This window comes from Arthrobacter sp. PL16 (assembly GCF_035985055.1).
In the GTDB taxonomy this organism is placed as follows: domain Bacteria; phylum Actinomycetota; class Actinomycetes; order Actinomycetales; family Micrococcaceae; genus Arthrobacter_D; species Arthrobacter_D cheniae.
In genome coordinates this window covers 439,910-456,460 of record NZ_JAXCIC010000003.1, presented here as the reverse complement: position 1 = coordinate 456,460, position 16,551 = coordinate 439,910, and the positions used below count along the sequence as shown (strand labels likewise).

Genomic DNA, 16,551 nt, shown 5'->3' with positions numbered 1-16,551 from the left:
CAACGACGACCCCCAGCCCAGTCAGAAAAGGCGCACCATGAACAGATCAGTCAGCGGAGCGACCAGCACCATACGCACACCCCAGGACACGCCATCCCTGTCACCGAAGGGGCTGGCACGGGGACAGCTCGGTCTGCTCGCCATCGTCGTCATCGGTATCAGCACGATCGCCCCCGCCTACGTCCTCACCAGTACCCTGGGCCTCACAGTGGCAGAGATCGGCGTCTACCTCCCCGCGATCTTCATCGTCGGGTTCATCCCCATGTTCCTGGTCGCGCTCGCCTACAAAGAGCTCAACGCCGACTCCCCGGACAGCGGCACCACCTTCACCTGGGTTACCAAGGCTTTCGGACCGTTCATCGGCTGGATGGGGGGCTGGGGCCTGCTCGCAGCCAACATCATCGTGCTCTCCAACCTCGCCGGCGTCGCCGTCGATTTCTTCTACCTGTTCCTGGCACAACTCACCGGCAACGACTCCCTCGCCGACCTGACGACGAACAAGGCCATCAACATCGTCACGTGCCTAACCTTCATGGCCCTCGCCGTCTGGGTGTCCTGCCGTGGCATCCGCACCACCAAGTCCGTGCAGTACGTCCTCGTCGGATTTCAGCTCCTCGTCCTGGCCTGGTACACCATCCAGGCCTTCAGCCGCATCGCGGCCGGCAACGCCTCCGGCCTGGCCTTCAGCTGGGAATGGTTCAACCCGCTCGGCATCGAGAGCTTCTCGGCCTTCGCCGCCGGACTGTCCCTGTCGATCTTCGCGTTCTGGGGGTGGGACGTCTGCCTGACCGTGAGCGAGGAAGCCAAGAACGGCCGCCGCACCTCAGGTCTCGCAGCGACGATAGCCGCGGCAGTCATCCTCGCGATCTACCTGATCGGCTCCATCGCCACGATCATGTTCGCCGGCACCGGGGACACAGGCATCGGCCTGAACAACCCGGACAACTCGGAGAACATCTTCACTTCCCTCGCAACACCCGTCATGGGTCCGTTCGCGATCCTCCTGTCGCTGGCCGTTCTCTCGAGCTGCGGCGCGTCCCTGCAGTCAACCTTCGTCTCCCCCGCGCGCACCCTGCTCGCCATGGGCTACTACAAGGCCCTACCGGCCAGGTTCGGATCCGTGAACCCGAACACCAACTCCCCCGTCTACGCCACAATTTTCGCCGGCGTCCTGTCGGGCGGCTTCTACGTCCTGATGCGCATCATCAGCGAGAATGTCCTCAATGACACGATCCAGGCCCTCGGACTGATGATCTGCTTCTACTACGGACTGACCGCGCTGGCCTGCGTCTGGTACTTCAGAGCATCCCTGTTCAGCAGCGTCCGCAACATCCTCTTCCGGTTCGTGGCACCCCTCCTCGGCGGCCTGGGCCTGATCGTCGTCTTCCTGCAGACCGCCATCGACAGTTGGGACCCCGCCTTCGGCAGCGGCTCGGAACTCTTCGGCGTAGGCCTCGTTTTCGTCATCGGGATCGGGATTCTCGTAGCCGGCGCCGTCATCATGCTGATCATCCGGGCCCGCAACCCCGAGTTCTTCAAGGGACAGACGCTCACCGAAGAGTCCTCCGCACTCGTCATCCCCGAGTGACCGCGCTCCGAAGTCACGACCGATAACCGCTGACCGCTGACCGCTCGTGCCCGTATGAAAGGGGAACGCCCCGATGATCTCGACCCGCCACCAGACACTCCCACCACTCACTCCCGCCACGACCAGGGATCACAATGCTCACGTAGATCCTTTATGCACACCCCGGTGCGAATACTGCTCAGGACCGGAAACGGACTAAGGGCCTGCAGGGAATCCTCCCCGCCTCGAGCGCACACCACGACGAAAAGAAGATCCCATGAACCCTTCAGAAACCGCTGTGCCCGGCACAGCGACGGACCCGGCAACAGACCGGCCTGGTGCACTGGGCGTGACGACGATGCCCGCCGAGTGGGCACCTCACGAACGCACCTGGATGGCCTTCCCGCCCTCCAATGACACCTTCGGGCTCCCTGGAAGTGACACGCTCGCCCGCGCCCGCACAGCCTGGGTCCGCGTCGCCAACACCATCGCACGCTACGAACCCGTCACGGTCATAGCCGACCCGGCAGACCTCGATACCGCCCGAACCATGCTCGGACCGGGCATCACGGTTCACCCCGTGCTGCTCGATGACGCCTGGCTCCGCGACTCAGGACCGTCCTTCATACACAGTGAGGACGGGTCGGTCGAGGCTGTCGACTGGATCTTCAACGGATGGGGCGCCCAGTCCTGGGCCGCGTGGGGCAAGGACGAACAGGTCGGCCGGAAAGTCACCGACCTGGCCGGCGTCTCGGCGACCAGCAGCCCTCTCGTCAACGAAGGCGGCGGCTTCCACATCGACGGCTGCGGTTCCGTCCTGCTCACCGAGACAGTGCAGCTCGACCCCGGACGAAATCCCACCGCCACCAAAGCATCCGTGGAAGCCGAAATACACGCTCGACTCGGAACACATCACGCGATCTGGCTTCCGCGAGGCCTCAGTCGTGACTACGAGGAATTCGGGACGCGCGGACACGTCGACATCGTCGCCAGCTTCACAGCGCTCGGCACTGTTCTCCTGCACCGCCAGGACAACCCTGACCACCCCGACCACACCGTCACCCGGCTCCTGCGCTCGACCCTCGAGGCAGCTGTCAACGCGGAGGGACAACCACTGACGATCGTCGACGTGCCGGCCCCCACCGTCATCAGGGAAGAGGGCGAATTCGTCGACTGGTCCTACATCAACCACTACATCGCCAACGGCGTCGTCGTCCTCTGTGCCTTCGACGACCCCAATGATGCCGTGGCCCAACGGATCCTGCAGGAGGCCTACCCCGACCGCATGGTTGAACTGGTCGACGCCCGCGACATCTTCGCCTTCGGTGGGGGTATTCACTGCATCACCCAGCAGCAGCCCGCTCCACGCGCGAGTACGGTGTCCTGATGTTCGACGTCGTCGAAGCGACCATCGTCGATCTCCGGAACGCGCTCAACACCGGCAGGACGACGAGTGAGGAACTTGTCACCGCCTACCTCCGCCGGATCGAGGCATACGACCACAGTGGCATCGGGCTGAACTCCCTTGTCGTCATGAACCCCCAGGCCCTGAACGACGCACGTGCTTCCGATAAGCGCAGGACACGCAACGAAACCCTCTGCCCGCTCGACGGTATTCCCTACACCGCGAAGGACAGCTACAAGGTCACAGGACTCACCGTCGCCGCCGGCTCCCCCGCGTTCAAGGACCTGGTGGCACAGCAGGACGCCTTCACCATCGAACGGCTCCGCGCCGGCGGAGCCGTACTCATCGGACTGACGAACATGCCACCCATGGCCAACGGCGGCATGCAACGCGGCGTCTACGGACGCGCCGAAAGCCCCTACAACGCCGACTACCTCACTGCCGCGTTCGCCTCCGGATCCTCCAACGGATCCGGAACTGCCACCGCCGCAAGCTTCGCCGCTTTCGGACTGGCCGAAGAGACCTGGTCCTCCGGGCGCGCCCCCGCGTCGAACAACGGGCTGTGCGCCTACACCCCGTCCCGTGGCGTCATCTCCGTGCGCGGCAACTGGCCCCTGGTGCCGACCATGGACGTCGTCGTCCCCCACACCCGCACCATGGCGGACATGCTCGAAGTCCTCGACATCATCGTCGCCGACGACCCCCAAACGCGTGGCGACTTCTGGCGTGCGCAGCCCTGGATTCCCATACCTCCCTCATCCGAGCTACGCCCCGACAGCTACACCGAGCTCAGCACAGGAACACCGGACCAGGCACGGCAGGTCCTCGCCGGCAAACGACTCGGCGTCCCTCGCATGTACATCAACGCCGACCCCGAAGCCGGCACCGGGCCCTCCCCCGGCCTCGGAGGACCGACGGGCCGACGTATCGAGACACGGGAGTCGATCATCCAGCTGTGGAAGCAGGCCCGAGCCGACCTCGAGCAAGCAGGCGCCGACGTCGTCGAGGTCGACTTCCCCGTCGTGTCCGACTACGAAGGCGACCGGCCCGGCGCTTCGACGATCAGCACGAGAGGGCTCGTCAGCCCCGATTACCTGCACAGCGAAATCGTCGACCTCTCGGCGTGGGCCTGGCACGACTTCCTGCAGGCCAACGGTGACCCGCACCTCTCATCACTGGCCGACGTCGACGGAAGCCAGATCTTCCCCGTGCCCGACGGCATTCTTCATGACCGCTACACAGGCTTCGACGACGATATAGCTGAGTACCCCGACTTCATTCGCCGGAACGCAACGGTTGTCCTGACCGACATCCCTTACCTCGAGGAAGGACTGCACGGTCTCGAGCAGACGAGGCGCACCGACCTCGAACAATGGATGCACCGGCTTGGCCTCGACGCCGTCGTCTTCCCGGCAGCTGCCGACATCGGACCCTCGGACAGCGACTCAAATCCCGCGTCTGCAGACATCGCCTGGCGTAACGGCGTATGGGTCTCCAACGGGAACCTCGTACCCCGACACCTCGGCATACCAACCGTCACCGTGCCCATGGGCATCGCTGCGGACCTGCAGATGCCGGTAGGACTCACCTTCGCCGGTCCGGCCTATAGCGACACCGAACTGCTGCGCATCAGCGCAGCCTTCGAAGCTACGAGCGAGCCGCGACGTACCGCCCCTCCCCGCACCCCGCGCTTGGCCACCCGACCAGTCAGCGAGAAGCAGGACACCATCCGATAGTTGATTTCTGTCAGCCTATGTTGATGAACGCTGCATGTACGACCCGCTGGCCATGCCCTCATCACTTCGAGCATGATGGCGGATCACACTGGCGGTTCGACTCTCGGCTTTCGGCCCTTTGGTGGAGTCACCTGATCGCGCTTGAGAGTTCGATAGATGGTGGTCCTGCTGACTCCGAGGACGTGGCCGATCTGTCCAACGGTCATGTCCTGCTGCTCCTCCATGCGCCGTGGGGCAGTGACCTCGTGAGGACCGAGCCGTGGGCGCCCTCCCGTGCGACCTCGAGCACGGGCTGCTGCAGGCAACGATGGTGTTCGAGAGCCTTGCATAGAGCGCTCTAGCTCATCCCTTAGCGGGAGACCCGCTGAGGGATCATTTCTCGACGACTCCAGCTAGCCTCCTGGCGGTGCGGCAGACGCTAGCCAGGGAATCTTGATCATCGTTAGTCTCGGCCCATGAATGGATACCCTCAAATACTTCACACGGTTCTCGACACTACTGATGTGCGAGGACTGGCGGAGTTCTACCGCCAACTGCTCGGACTCCAGTACCGGCCAGGAGACGAGCCTGCGAGTGAGGGCATGCCCGACGACGTCGATTGGCTCGTTCTCACTGATGCACAGAGCAACCGCAGACTCGCTTTTCAGCGGGTTGATCACCTGAAACGGACCACATGGCCCTTGCCTGATGTGCCGATGCAAATGCACCTCGATCTGACCGTTCCCGACCGGGAAACACTCGAGCATCACCATTCCCGGGCGCTGGCATTAGGGGCAGAGCTCCGATCCGATCGTACGGACGACCTGAACGAGCCGTTGTACGTCTACGCCGATCCGGCCGGTCACCCGTTCTGCATCTTCGTCGCCTGAAGCGCGTGACGTCCGCTATCCGTTGAGGGATCCCCTCATGATGTTTCATTCCATGGGAGCGGACTCGCGGACGAGGGATGAAAATGGCACTGTCGCTGCGTCTGCCACGTGGACCAATTAGGCGAGGGGAACAACGCGCTCGGACAGGAAAGGATTCGACAATGAGGCTGCTGCTGACATCTGGAGGCGTCACCAACGCGACGATCCGCGGGATGTTGGTGGAAATGCTCGGAAAGCCCGTTGAAGAGTGCGATGCCCTTTTCATCCCGACCGCACAATGGGGACAGCCCATGTGTTCCCCGCAGACGGTATGGACCTCGACAGCTGGCCGGGGGCCGAACCAGCAAGGTCTCGTCGACCTGGGCTGGAAGTCGATCGGCGTTCTGGAGCTGACGGTACTGCCGAGCATTGCGCCGAACCGCTGGCTGCCCTGGGTGCGAGAGGCCGACGTTCTCCTCGTAGATGGTGGGGAGGCGATGTACCTCGCGCATTGGATGCGACAGTCGGGCCTGGCAGATCTACTGCCATCGCTCACGGACATCGTCTGGGTCGGCGTGAGCGCCGGCAGCATGGTGATGACCCCTCGAATAGGCCGGCAATTCCTGGAATGGAACCCCCATGGGAGCGACGACGCGATGGGTGTGGTTAATTTTTCCATTTTCCCTCACTTGGACTATCCGGGCTGGTCCTCCAACACGTCCGAGAGCGCGCGTCGGTGGGCCACGGATATTGGTGGACCCGCCTATGCGATCGACGATCAGACGGCGATTACCGTAGTAGACGGCACCGTGAGAATTGTCTCGGAAGGGAACTGGCACCGGTTCAATCACGAGACCGAGCGAAAGCCGTGAGGACTGCGCTGCAGTTCTGACACCCTTCCACAGGCCCCGGTTGCTGCCTCAGGTCGGAGGCCATGTGCCCGTAGCTCGATGCTCTTCCGAGCTTCCTAAGTTGCTGGACCGCGGTGCACCGTCGTGCGCTTTACTGTTCCGTCCGGGTTGAAGTAGGTCCACTGGCCGGTCTTGCTGCCATGGTCGAAGTCACCCTCGTCCATGGTCGCTCCTGCTGCGTTCCACCGCTGCCAGAACCCGTGCTTTTCTCCGTCGATGAAGCCACCTCTTTGCAACAGCCCACCGGTCGCGCGATACCAGGTCGCTGGTCCGGTGAGGCTTCCCGCGGCGTAGTTGCTCACTGGCCGCAGTCGCCCGTCTCCGAAGTAATGCATCCATTCGCCGGTTCGCTTGCCTTCGAGGTAGGTGCCGACGACTGTACCGCCGTGAGGATCCCTCTCCGCCCAGCGACCGGCGCGGCGCCCCGAGGCATCCTTTTCATTCGGTACCTCTTCGTTTGGCGCTTCGTTGCTCACATCATGCTCCCAAGCTGAATGAGATCACTACACGCGGTATCGAAGGTTTGCTGGCGTACTGATATCACTCGGTACTCAGTGGGTCCCATTGACCGAGGGTAAGGCCCCTCTCTGCCTGGACCAGGCTGTCCCGGTGTTGGAGCGGCTTGCGCACGGGGTGGTGGCCTTGGGGTGGATTGCTTGGCTGATCCGGCGCAATGACCAAATCACCGTGATGTGGCACATCGATGCTGCAATCGTCGGCGCCGACCCAAACCCTTCCTTGCCTAAATCGACAACACGAATCTGCACAACTTCCTGTGGGGGCTGGGGGTACCCAGCTACTACGGAGGCTCCACCCAGATGCACCTGGGAGCGGGACGCACCTCTACGAAGTGCACCAACTCCCGCTCCGCGCCGCACTCCTCGACGGCGGGACTGTTGAGGCGACAGGACAATCACCTCTCCTCGTTACTGAGTGGGCCGGTATCGCAGGGCTACTGCCCCCGACCGGAACTCGTGGCGGTTCACGAGCTCGAGCTGGACGCGTTCGCGCAGACCGGCCAGCAACGTCGGCCCGTGTCCAGCAAGAACCGGCTGCACAAGAAACTCGTACTCGTCGACCAGCCCCAGATCTACCAACGCCAGAGGGAGCGTCACGCCACCCACCCACAGGTTCTCACCTGGCGCCTGCTTGAGCCGCTCTACCTCCGGCCCCAAGTCGCCTCGCACCAGCTCGGCATTCCAATCGACCCCGCTCAGCGTGCTCGACACGACGTGCTTCCTCGCCCCATCGATGGCCTCGGCGAACGGAATCTCCCACTCATCCATCCACTCAGGCCACGTGCCCGTGGCCGGCCGCCGCCACGCCGCCTCCATCATCTCGTAGGTCACCCGACCGAATAACAGAGCGTCGGCTCGCTCCATCTCAGCGGTCCAGTAACGCATCGACTCCACATCAGGAGGGAGCCCTGCCTCATGATGACAGCAGCCATCCAGCGTGACGTTGATCGAGTACCGAAGCTGCATCATCTCGTTGCCCTCCCTGGAAGCGCGCAGCGCGTTTCACCGGACAGTACTCAAACCACAGTCAGCGATCAATCCTCACCCTGAGGAATAGCCTTTGCGGGCAGATGCCCACCTGATCTCTATGGGTTGGGTCTCGGGTGCGGGCTAGCGTCGGGCGGGGTGGTCGCCAAGAGGTGAAGTGGACTGTGAGGTCAGCGCTGGTGGAGGGTGACAGCAGAAGGATCCTGCTGTGACTGTTGCATCCGCGTCGAGGAGGGCGACGCGGACGAGCCGCCAGGGTTCGTCGTCGACGTGGGCGTGCTCGGTGAGTGCGTTGCCGGACCGGCTGCCGCGGATGGTCATGAGTCGTCCTCTCCAGCCAGACACCGGGGATAGGGACCAGTCCGAGGTGCCACGTGTCACGACAGCTCCGAGGCTTTCTTCGCCGTCGATGAGCTCCATGCCTGCGCCGATCTATGTTTGATCACCGTGCACGTACTTCACAGACGACGAGGATGCACTGTGATGGCTGCGCATGATGCACGATTGGCTCTGCCAGGATCCCGTCGACCACGCACTGAGCCTGACCATGGACCTCGATCGGTTTAGGCCCCGTCTTCGCTAGCGACAGGTTGCTACCACGCACCTGACAACCCTCTCGACTACACGGGCGGGTGCTGCCTTTCGCATGCAATGACGTAGGCCAGGTCGAGGAGTGCAGAGATGGATCGAGACGACGAATGCCGGTGCGTATACGGGTCTTGGCGGGCACGTACACACCGCCTTCCTCAACGTTTTGAGCTACTTTCCTGCTGATTACACTTAGCTAAGCTCCCTAGCTTTACAGCTCTCTACCTTTCGCTTATGGTTCGACGAGCGGCCCTTCAGCGGGCCTCAGGACTTCTTTCGAAGGGACCCGTCATGTCAGTTCTCCCGCTCTCCGTTCTCGCCGTCCAAGCCCCTGTATCTGCCTCTGCAACTACCGGGACCACTGCGGCCGTTCTCGTTGATCTTGATGTCTTCACCGGCGGGACTGAGCATGACTCGCTCATCCCTTCGGACCTGTCCTCGGTGTCGACGCGCGAGCTCAGGGTGTTGTGCACCGAGTTGTACCGTGCGCTGGATGAGGACTTTCCGCCCTATGGTGCGCGGGAGCATTACGCCGCCGTGGTGAGCCGGCTCGAAGAGCGGGAACTGTGGGCACACCGCCAGCCTGAACCCCACCACGACCGATAATCCGCACGTATCCAACTCTTCACAATCAGATGGTTACGGCGAACCGCGTCGGGAGCATGTGATTGAACGCAGTAACAATCCGCCGGTCTCAAAGGTCTCAACCACATGCGCACAGCTCAGCTACCCATCCCCTCCCCTACTACACGGCCGTGCTCGGCGGATACGGGCGCAGCGCCTGCCAACCCCCACACCAAACCCAGTACCGGTGTCGATGCCGGAACGCATGCCGGCCCTGGCACCGGCATTGGACTTCACCCGGTCCGGCAGGTGTGTGAGGTAGGGACATTGCTGATGCGTGTGGCTGAGGGCGATGCGCCGGCGTTCGAGGATCTGTACGAGCGCACCGCGCACCGCGTGTTCGGGCTTGTGCGCAAGGTCCTCGTGGACGCGGAGATGAGTGCCGAAACGACGCAGGACGTGTTCCTTGCCCTCTGGGTTGATGGTGCGGCCCGCTTCGATCCCGCCCAGGGCACGGGGATGTCGTGGATGATGACAATTGCGCACCGTCGGGCCGTGGACAAGGTCCGCGCCGAACAATCCCACCGCGTCAGGGACCTGCGGTGGGGAATCAAGAACCATGACATCGACTACGACCAAACAGCGGACACCGTCATCCAGCGAGCCGAAACTGAAGCGATCAGAATCTCCCTGGGATCACTCTCGAATGTGCAGCGTGAGGCCATTGAGCTCGCCTACTACGCCGGCATGACCTACACCCAGGTCGCCGACCACCTTGGCATCCCCGTGCCGACCGCGAAAACTCGCATCCGTGACGGCATCAAACGCCTCAGCTCCTCCTTACAGGGCCACCAGTGACCGGGTCAGGTCGGCAAGGGCGATAGTTGGGTGAGCACCGAGGGGTGATTCCGTCGCTGGGCGCCCTACTCGCGGTGGTGATGTTCTGGGTCGTAGGGCGACCTCAAGCAGAAACGGGCGCAGATACGGCAGTCTGCCCTCAACATCGGCGGGGACCGACAGCCCGGGCTCGTGGCCAGCTTAGCCACAGCCAGGGCCGCCATGTCGGTCCTGTTGCTGGCCAACGGCCCAGTGATTATCGCAGCCGGCCTGATCACGCTCTAGGCCGGAACCGTTCATCCCCATGTCGCCTGCCGCTGGTAGCTTCGCCGAATGGACGTCACACTGCCTGCACCTCAGACCGCGCACACTGCCACGGCTGCCAGCTTCGCTAACCGTGAGGGCTTCGACGAGGACTTCCTCGGCGTCATGGTGCCCATCCCAACTCTTGACGGCATCGAGACGATCCTGCTCCCGTACATGCACTTCTCGGTGTTGCTGCGCCCGGACAAGCGTTTGGCGGCCGTCACGGCCCTTGAGATCGATGGCGCGAAGCTCATGGACCTTGACCGGTCCGGGATCCAGTGGCGGCTGGATCCGCGGATCGGTGAGGACCTGCAGACCGGAGAACGGGTCTACGCCCGCAATGACATCGACCGCGGGCACCTGGTCCGCCGCGCCTCCGCCGTTTGGGGTGACACCCGGACCGAAGCAGCCACCGCGAACGAGGACACATTCCACTACACGAACGCCGCCCCACAGGCGGCCAAGTTCAACCAAGGCCTCGAGCTCTGGCTGGGACTGGAGTCCTACCTCCTGGAGAACGCCGCCGACAACGGCCGGCGCCTGATCGTGTTCACCGGCCCGATTTTCAGCGACCTGGACCCCGTGTACCGGGGCGTGGAAATCCCGCTGCGCTACTTCAAGATCGCCGTGTTCCTGCAAGAGGGATCACTTGCAGCCACCGGGTACGTCGTCGACCAAACCCCGCAACTCGCCGACCTCGACGACGTCCCAAAGCCAGGCACTGTCGGCGACGACGCACCCCCGCTGGGCCCGTTCCGCACCTTTCAGGTACCGATCCGCGACCTCGCCGCACTGACCGGGTTGAACCTGGCACAGCTGATCGCCGTCGACCGGATGCCGATCGCAGCAGCACTGCCAAGCGCACGGATCACCTCGACCTGGCGTGAGCTCTCCAGCCCCGAGTGCCTCGATCTGGACTTCGACCTCCCGTGCTGATCCTGAGCCCGGAGCGCATCCCGCACTCGGAAAGGCCTCGGAACAACGCTCGTTCCTCAAGCGCCGGCTGGGGCGGCGCGTGCTTGAATCGACAGTGCACTGAGCCAGCCCATGCCGAGGGTGACTGTAAGTCGTTGGGGGAGTCCGCCGTATCGCACTACACCTCTGCCTTCTTGGCGCCCCAACGTCCGAGGGCGACGATTGCCTCGCGCAGGGCAAGCCCGCGATCGGTCAGCGCGTAAGCCCGGGTGTTGTGTCGGAGGGGCAGGCGGGACAGTACGCCGGCCGCTTCGAGTTCGCGCAGCCGGGTCGCGAGGATGTTCGTCGGCACTCCGAGGTTGCGCTGTAGATCGCCGTAACGCTGCGGCCCGTCGAGCAACCGCTCCACGATGAGCAGGGCCCACCGTGCGCCGACGACGTCGAGGGCAGCGGCGAGGTCGCTCACGCGGTCGGATCGGCGTCCGGCTTCATCCAGAACGGCGAGTAGTGGTAGCCGTCGGGGTCGTCGAACTGGCGCTGGTACATGAAGGGGTAGTCGTCGGTGTCACCGATCCGCCCGCCGGCGGCGCCAGCTCGGTCAACGAGCTCATCGACCGCCTCGCGGCTGCCGAGGTCGAACGAGACCGTGACCTTCGAGGGCGTGTGGGGTCCACCGACCACCTCCTCGACGCCGCCGACGCTCGCGTACATCTCCCGGCTGCCGAGCATGACGTACTGCTCGGGCGCGATCGCGAAGCACGACACGTTGTGATCCGACATCTCGGTGTTGAGGGTCCAGCCGAGGGCTGTATAGAAGGCGGTTGCCCGCTCGACGCTTTCGACCGGGCAAGTGATGAAGAGGCTCATGCGTCAACACTTGCAAAATGCAAGTAGACTGTCAAGGCCTAACTGCGCGCTCCGGCTCGGCGTGTTCATCGAGAGCTCTTGTTTCCGGCTAGATCGGTGTGAACGGTGGTTTCGGTCATCCCGTCGCACGTCCGACCCGCCCGAGGTCGGCCAGTAGGGTGCGCACGGCAGGGGCGATATCTCGTCGATGAGCTCATTGGCGGCTTGGGCGATGAGGTCGCACTCGAGTGGGGGTAGGAGGATCAGCCCGTTGAGGTATGCGTCGATCTTGGATCTTCGGAACCACAAGCAACAGGAAAAACCACCAACACGACGCTCAGGCGCTGCGTAGCGTCGCCCTGAGGCCCAACAAACTTTTCCAGGGCGGGCCAGCTCCAGCCAGAACACGACCAACCTCGTCCCCCACGTGGACCCCCGACGGACGACGCGGCTGGCCGTCATTGCGTGACATCCAGACCTCACGGGCTTATGTTGCGGAAGCCGTGCTGGGACCCACATACCGCTCATCGGACCGTCCGGGCTGATGTTGCTCGCCATCGTCTTCAGAGCACTGTGGCCGAAAGTTCGGCTTCCAAACGTTCGACGTCGCCCCGGTGGCATAGTTCGGTTGCCGGGGTCATCGCGGTCGCGCTGCCGGCGGCGACTGCGGCCCGGAATGCACCTTTGATCGGGTGGCCCTGTGCGAGCCGTAGTACGAAGGCGCCAAGGAAACTGTCTCCGGCTCCGACGGTACTGAGTACCTGCACCGATGGCACCGACAGACGCATGATGCCTGACTTCGCGGCGAGGATCGCTCCCGCTTCGCCAAGGGTGAGGGCTACGTATTCAGTGGACCCGTCCGCGATCAGTGAAGAGGCCGCTTCCATCAGGCTCTGCTCACTATCGAGCGACGCGTTGAAATGCGCACCGAGTTCACGACGACTGGGTTTGACCAGGAAGACGCCCTCCGCCAGCGCTTGGGCGAGGGCAGGCCCGGAGGCATCCACAATGCAGTGTGCGCCACCCTCGCGCGCCAGGCGGGCTACCCGCGCATAGAAATCATCCGGAACCCCTGGAGGCAGACTGCCACTGGCAACGACATAGCCGCCCGTCGGAATCGCTCCGGCGACAGCGGACAGGCATGCGCGCCATTCCGTCTCACTGAACTCCGGGCCTTCGAGTACAAAGCGAAATTGCTCACCCGTCGTCGTCTCATCGACGGTGAAGTTCTGGCGGGTACTCCCAGAGATCGGTACCACCAATGTAGGGACCTGCTCAGCTTCAATGAGTTGTCGATAGGCCTCCCCGGTAGGACCTCCTGCTGTGTGCACCGCCAGAGTCTGCCCCCCGAGCCGCTGAACGACCCTCGACACGTTCACGCCTCCCCCACCTGGGTCGAGGCGGCTCGTGCCGCACCGCATCTTATGGAGGCTGACAACCTTCTCGGTCGAGGTGCTCACGTCCAGAGCCGGGTTTACCGTCAGGGTAAGAATCGGGCTCATGCTCGTCAGCTGGGGGGCTTTCATACGCCCCAGCATAGGAGAACCGATCGGCGCTGATGCGGGCATGGGTGGGGTCACTGCCCGCTTCACCGCCTGATGAATGCACGTGAGGATCTTCCTTTTCATTACGCGGCGGGAAGCGGGTGGTCGGTGGACCGATAGCCTGAGGTCAGGGCAATCATTCCGGTATTGCTAAGTGCAAAGGAGGATGTCCGATGGTTTCCGGCGTCACCCAAAAGGCATGGCATACCAGGTCAGCTGCTGAATCCGCAGCTGTTTTGGGCGTGGATCCCTCAGCGGGACTTACGACCGCCGAGGTGAACGCGCGGCGTGCCCGACACGGTTCGAATGTGCTCGAGGACGAGGCAGCAGTACCCGTCTGGAGAAAAATCCTGCGCTTGCTCGCCGACAGGATGACTCTGGTGCTCGTCGTCGCCGCAGTCGTGAGCGCCATCGTGTCCCGGGAATGGGAAACCCCCATTGTCATCCTCGCCGTGATCGTGCTCAATACGGTCCTGAACTATGTCCAGGAAAGCCGCGCGGAGAACAGTCTTGCGGCGCTGCGGACCATGTCGGTGGATACTTCGCGGGTGCGCAGGGACGGCCGCGCAGAGGAGGTGTCCAATGAGGAACTGGTGCCCGGGGATATCGTGCTGCTTGAAGCAGGCGAAACGATTCCCGCCGACGGACGGCTCCTTGAGTCCGCGCGGCTGCAGGTTGCGGAAGCGGCACTGACCGGCGAATCCCAGCCGACGGAAAAGGCGGCCGCCATCCTCGAGGATCCCGCACTGCCCCTCGCAGACCGCACGAACATGCTTTTCATGAACACGGACGTCACCCGTGGGCGGGCCGTTATGGTGGTCACCGGCACCGGCATGGACACCCAGATTGGCGGCATTGCCACCCTGCTCAAAGGCGCCGGTCAGGGAAAGACTCCCTTGCAACGAAGAATCGACCAGCTCGCCCAACTGTTGACCGTCGTCGCACTATCCGTCGTCACCGTCGTTTTTGTCCTCGGAATTCTCCGCGGACAATCCTGGTCAGATCTCCTCATCACCGCTGTATCCCTCGCTGTGGCTACGATCCCGGAAGGACTCACCGCGGTAGTCGCCTTCACCCTCGCCATGGGGGCCTCCCGCATGGCGTCGCGCGGAGCGATCATCAAGCAACTCTCCGCCGTGGAGACGTTGGGCAGCACCACCCACATCGCCACTGACAAGACCGGCACCCTTACCCTCAATGAGATGACGGCAAGGCGCCTGCATACAATGGGGCGCTCCTTCCGTGTCACGGGTGAGGGGTACTCCTCGGACGGAAGGATCCTCACCGGTGACGCCGAGCCGCTGCCGCCCATGTCCGATGCTCTTATGGCAATGGCGCTCTGCAATGATGCGGGAATCCAAGCCGGCAAACTCGTGGGTGATCCCACGGAAGGCGCCCTGGTGGCGCTGGCCGCGAAGGGCGGGATCGACGTCGAAGCCGTCCGCGGTAACCACCCCCGGGTGGCAGAAGTGCCGTTCGATTCGGACTACAAGTTCATGGCCACCTTCCATGAACAGAATTTCACTGAAGGAGACCATACCGCCGCCAGGTTCCGGTGCTTCGTCAAGGGAGCACCAGGTGCCCTCCTGGAGCGGGCCGATTCCGTCCTCACCACGGAAGGCATTGTCCCGCTGACGGACATGGACCGGCAGAAAGTCGAAAAAGATGTTCAGGCGATGGCGGCCGAGGGCCTACGCACACTGATGATCGCTGGCCGTCGGCTGGACGGCCAGCTGCCAATCGACGACGACGAACTGCGTGCCGCCGCGAAACACCTGACCGTGTACGCCGTCGTCGGTATCGTTGATCCGCCCCGGGCGGAGGCTGCAGGCGCCATCGCCACTGCCCGCGCCGCCGGAATCGCTGTGCACATGATCACCGGAGATCACCTGACCACGGCCTCCTCCATTGCAGAACAATTAGGCATACCCGGCGAAGCCGCCTCCGGCACGGAGCTCGATGGCCTGAACGACGACGAACTGAACCGGCGAGCCTCCGGATTCGGAGTGCTTGCCCGTGTGGCGCCCGAGCACAAAATCCGCATGATCAAAGCCCTGCAGCAGGACGGAAACGTTGTAGCCATGACCGGCGACGGCGTGAACGACGCACCGGCGCTGAAGCAGGCGGATATCGGCATCGCCATGGGCATTACCGGCACAGACGTCTCCAAGAGCGCAGCGAAGATGATCCTGACCGACGACAACTTCGCCACCATCATCTCCGCCATCGAGGAAGGCCGCGGAATCTATGCAAACATCATCAAGTTCGTGAAGTTCCAGCTGACCACCGCGTGGGGATTCGTGCTGATCTTTCTCACCGCCGGAGTCCTCGGCCTGGCCGGCGGAGCACCGTTCACCGCTTTGCAGATCCTGTGGGTCAACATCATCATGGATGGTCCGCCCGCCCTTGCCCTGGGCGTGGATCCGGCTGAACCGGACATCATGAAACAGAAACCCCGCCCAGCCGACGAGCCGTTGTTGACCCGCGACCGGCTGCTGCGGATCCTGGGACTCGGCCTCGTCATGGCGGCAGGCACCATCGCCGTTCTCGCCCTGGCGCCGACCCTGTTCCCGGAAGCTTCCAGCAATCCACTGCTCGGGACCACCCTTGCGTTCACCACGTTCGTCTTCTTCCAGGTATTCAACCTGCTCAACGTACGCTCGGAATCCGGTTCCGTGTTCTCGCTGCAGACGTTCACCAACCGCAGCATCTGGGTGTCCCTGCTGGCCGTCGTTACACTGCAGGTCCTGGTAGTCAATCTCGACATGCTGCAGGCATTCTTCGAAACCACCGCCCTCAGCCCCGGACAATGGGGCCTGACCGTGCTCGTCGGGTCATCCGTACTCTGGGTCGAGGAAATCCGCAAAGCGATCGTACGGTTCCGGCATCACTAGCCGGACGTCACCGGACTCGTTCACCAGCGCTACTCGGACCCGATAGAGACCCGACCGGTCCTCATAAGCACCGCCATCGAAGGGC

15 protein-coding genes are annotated in these 16,551 nt (G+C 63.3%); 9 read left to right on the top strand and 6 right to left on the bottom strand.

The features are described from left to right. Window positions 1-37: 37 nt before the first annotated feature. The 5 genes from RCH21_RS09365 to RCH21_RS09345 all read left to right on the top strand — a co-directional run bounded on the left by RCH21_RS09365 (window position 38) and on the right by RCH21_RS09345 (window position 6,428). On the top strand, window positions 38-1,588 hold the full coding sequence (locus tag RCH21_RS09365) for an APC family permease (RefSeq protein WP_326964128.1): 1,551 nt from the start codon (window positions 38-40) through the stop codon (window positions 1,586-1,588). 256 nt (window positions 1,589-1,844) lie between these two features. Then, window positions 1,845-2,954 carry an agmatine deiminase family protein gene (locus RCH21_RS09360; protein ID WP_442784688.1) on the top strand — a complete coding sequence of 370 codons (1,110 nt, stop codon included), beginning with the start codon at window positions 1,845-1,847 and terminating at the stop codon, window positions 2,952-2,954. After that, complete coding sequence (locus RCH21_RS09355; protein ID WP_326964127.1) at window positions 2,954-4,708, top strand: amidase; 1,755 nt, start codon at window positions 2,954-2,956, stop codon at window positions 4,706-4,708. The genes RCH21_RS09360 and RCH21_RS09355 overlap by 1 nt, the downstream gene beginning before the upstream one ends. 455 nt (window positions 4,709-5,163) lie before the next feature. Then, entirely contained in the window at window positions 5,164-5,577 is a 414-nt protein-coding gene (locus RCH21_RS09350; protein ID WP_326964126.1) for a VOC family protein, read from the top strand. A 161-nt stretch (window positions 5,578-5,738) separates the two neighbouring features. Next, window positions 5,739-6,428 carry a Type 1 glutamine amidotransferase-like domain-containing protein gene (locus tag RCH21_RS09345; RefSeq protein ID WP_326964125.1) on the top strand — a complete coding sequence of 230 codons (690 nt, stop codon included), beginning with the start codon at window positions 5,739-5,741 and terminating at the stop codon, window positions 6,426-6,428. A 95-nt stretch (window positions 6,429-6,523) separates the two neighbouring features. Here the strand turns inward: RCH21_RS09345 and RCH21_RS09340 are convergent, their stop codons facing one another. From RCH21_RS09340 to RCH21_RS09330, 3 genes are all read right to left on the bottom strand, one after another. Further along, window positions 6,524-6,943: a toxin-antitoxin system YwqK family antitoxin gene (locus RCH21_RS09340; protein WP_326964124.1), complete on the bottom strand. Its 420-nt coding sequence runs from the start codon at window positions 6,941-6,943 to the stop codon at window positions 6,524-6,526. A gap of 450 nt (window positions 6,944-7,393) precedes the next feature. Beyond that, entirely contained in the window at window positions 7,394-7,954 is a 561-nt protein-coding gene (locus RCH21_RS09335) for a dihydrofolate reductase family protein (protein WP_326964123.1), read from the bottom strand. Window positions 7,955-8,095: 141 nt separating this feature from the next. Next, on the bottom strand, window positions 8,096-8,392 hold the full coding sequence (locus tag RCH21_RS09330) for a DUF1349 domain-containing protein (protein WP_326964122.1): 297 nt from the start codon (window positions 8,390-8,392) through the stop codon (window positions 8,096-8,098). A gap of 459 nt (window positions 8,393-8,851) precedes the next feature. On the opposite strand from RCH21_RS09330, the gene RCH21_RS09325 reads away from it, so the two are divergent. The 3 genes from RCH21_RS09325 to RCH21_RS09315 all read left to right on the top strand — a co-directional run bounded on the left by RCH21_RS09325 (window position 8,852) and on the right by RCH21_RS09315 (window position 11,203). Further along, window positions 8,852-9,166 (top strand): hypothetical protein, encoded by a 315-nt coding sequence (locus tag RCH21_RS09325; protein ID WP_326964121.1) that lies wholly within the window; start codon window positions 8,852-8,854, stop codon window positions 9,164-9,166. A 105-nt stretch (window positions 9,167-9,271) separates the two neighbouring features. Beyond that, window positions 9,272-9,982 carry an ECF RNA polymerase sigma factor SigK gene (gene sigK / locus RCH21_RS09320; RefSeq protein WP_326964120.1) on the top strand — a complete coding sequence of 237 codons (711 nt, stop codon included), beginning with the start codon at window positions 9,272-9,274 and terminating at the stop codon, window positions 9,980-9,982. 312 nt (window positions 9,983-10,294) lie between these two features. Beyond that, window positions 10,295-11,203 carry a DNA/RNA non-specific endonuclease gene (locus tag RCH21_RS09315; RefSeq protein ID WP_326964119.1) on the top strand — a complete coding sequence of 303 codons (909 nt, stop codon included), beginning with the start codon at window positions 10,295-10,297 and terminating at the stop codon, window positions 11,201-11,203. A 157-nt stretch (window positions 11,204-11,360) separates the two neighbouring features. Here RCH21_RS09315 and RCH21_RS09310 read toward each other — a convergent pair whose 3' ends face one another. The 3 genes from RCH21_RS09310 to RCH21_RS09300 form a co-directional block, all read right to left on the bottom strand. Beyond that, window positions 11,361-11,648 carry a winged helix-turn-helix transcriptional regulator gene (locus RCH21_RS09310; RefSeq protein ID WP_326964118.1) on the bottom strand — a complete coding sequence of 96 codons (288 nt, stop codon included), beginning with the start codon at window positions 11,646-11,648 and terminating at the stop codon, window positions 11,361-11,363. Further along, the gene (locus RCH21_RS09305) at window positions 11,645-12,049 is read right to left on the bottom strand and encodes a VOC family protein (protein ID WP_326964117.1); all 405 of its coding nucleotides are present in this window, start codon (window positions 12,047-12,049) and stop codon (window positions 11,645-11,647) included. The genes RCH21_RS09310 and RCH21_RS09305 overlap by 4 nt, the downstream gene beginning before the upstream one ends. 542 nt (window positions 12,050-12,591) lie before the next feature. Further along, entirely contained in the window at window positions 12,592-13,554 is a 963-nt protein-coding gene (locus tag RCH21_RS09300) for a 1-phosphofructokinase family hexose kinase (protein ID WP_326964116.1), read from the bottom strand. Window positions 13,555-13,745: 191 nt separating this feature from the next. On the opposite strand from RCH21_RS09300, the gene RCH21_RS09295 reads away from it, so the two are divergent. After that, window positions 13,746-16,466, top strand: coding sequence for a cation-translocating P-type ATPase (locus tag RCH21_RS09295; RefSeq protein WP_326964115.1), 2,721 nt, complete (start codon window positions 13,746-13,748; stop codon window positions 16,464-16,466). Window positions 16,467-16,551: the final 85 nt, after the last annotated feature.